Origin of the sequence: Cupriavidus sp. L7L (assembly GCF_004353535.1) — a bacterium.
In the GTDB taxonomy this organism is placed as follows: domain Bacteria; phylum Pseudomonadota; class Gammaproteobacteria; order Burkholderiales; family Burkholderiaceae; genus Cupriavidus; species Cupriavidus oxalaticus_A.
In genome coordinates this window covers 1-1,393 of record NZ_SMNY01000213.1, presented here as the reverse complement: position 1 = coordinate 1,393, position 1,393 = coordinate 1, and the positions used below count along the sequence as shown (strand labels likewise).

Sequence of the window (1,393 nt, the reverse complement as noted above, 5' to 3'; positions counted from 1 at the left end):
GGCCCATTGTTCGAACACAAGACTGTCCGAGCTTGACGATCATTCCATCCGCACCATCGGCGCCTTCAACTTTCTCAAGCTTTCCCACACCCACAATGGTCTTGCCAAGCATCGCGGCGGCGTCACCATTCACAGATGCAAATTCCGCGGCATTTGCTGCGAGCGAGAGACCTACGCTAAAAGAGACCGCGAGAGAAAGTTGTACCGCCCGCTGCAATATCATGGTCCGTTCCCTTGTTGTCTGCTACCTGGCTTTCCTTGGCTCGCCGGCAGCGCCGCCAGTTTTCCCTACAAGGCCGGCAACTACCGCAATCAAATTTAACGGACGCTTCCAGCCAGAATCGCAGGCTGCATTCTCTGCTCGACGACTTTGAACCTCTTGAAGGCGAGGCGGGCCTTCCGAATTTCAACATCGTGGCCAATTTCCCCGATCCATGATGCAACCTCTCGTTGGGGAGTTTCACATCGAACCCCGATGACAACCTCTCGCAGCGTCAGTGTTTCACCGAAATCTGCGTAATAGTGACCATCGGCGTCCTGATCCTTGAGTTCCGCCATCACACGGTATTCGTTTTCGTAACGCCACGCCTCGAACTTCGTCAGAAGCATGCTTCTGACGGTGTCAGCGTTCAAGCCCGCGTTGAACTTTGACAGATCGATGTCGAAGTTAAGGCGCTCTGGTTCATAGTTGATCTGCATCGCGAGTTCATCGGGTACATCGAATCCGAGACACATCCCGTAGTGTTTGTGACCGTAGTGCGCCCACATGACAGGACTTTGCCAGTTCGTTGAAAAGCAAATGACGCCACGCTGACGAGCCAGATGCTCGCGCAATATCTTTGCGACCTTGCGATGGTCCCTCGTTGGAAGATGATGCGGAAGCAGCTCGAAAGGATCATTCAGCTCATCAAAGAGCGAAATCTTCACGCGGCGTTCATGAATTACCTTCTTCGCCCACTGCTCTGCAGTCAAATAGTAAAGTCGCATAGCCTTTCCCGATACCTGCGATGGTTCACCCTTACGATTCATCAGTCAGTTCCATCCTCATCTCGGTATGGTAACCGCTACGGTTAACGATTCTCCGCTGCAACGGCAGACCGGGACGGCCGTTCTACCTTGAAGGCCGCCACAGAGCCTCCAATGGGTCCAAGGGCAAAGCACAAGGTTGGCATCCGTGCGTAGCCGTTGCCTTAAAATGGTTGCTCCGATGCGCCAGCGTCATTGAGGTCATACCGTGAAGAAGAATCCCAAGAAGATTGCTGGCCCAGCCAAGAAGAAGCCCCGAGGGGTTCTGGCGAAACTCAAGAGCCGTCTCGCCCGGTTGCAGGATGAGTTGGCAACCCCGAAGTCGAACCAGGCGCGACTACTCTCCGAGATCCGTCTTGTGGAAGAG

Annotated in this window: 2 protein-coding genes; one reads left to right on the top strand and one right to left on the bottom strand. The window is 54.2% G+C overall.

Annotation, left to right across the window (positions count from 1 at the left end):
• On the top strand, positions 1-322 hold a 322-nt coding region (locus E1J61_RS37770), incomplete at its 5' end, for a hypothetical protein (RefSeq protein ID WP_165971650.1).
• Here E1J61_RS37770 and E1J61_RS37240 read toward each other — a convergent pair.
• Complete coding sequence (locus E1J61_RS37240) at positions 319-1,029, bottom strand: DUF2971 domain-containing protein (RefSeq protein ID WP_133098703.1); 711 nt, start codon at positions 1,027-1,029, stop codon at positions 319-321. The two genes, E1J61_RS37770 and E1J61_RS37240, sit on opposite strands and share 4 nt — an antisense overlap.
• Positions 1,030-1,393 lie beyond the last annotated feature (364 nt).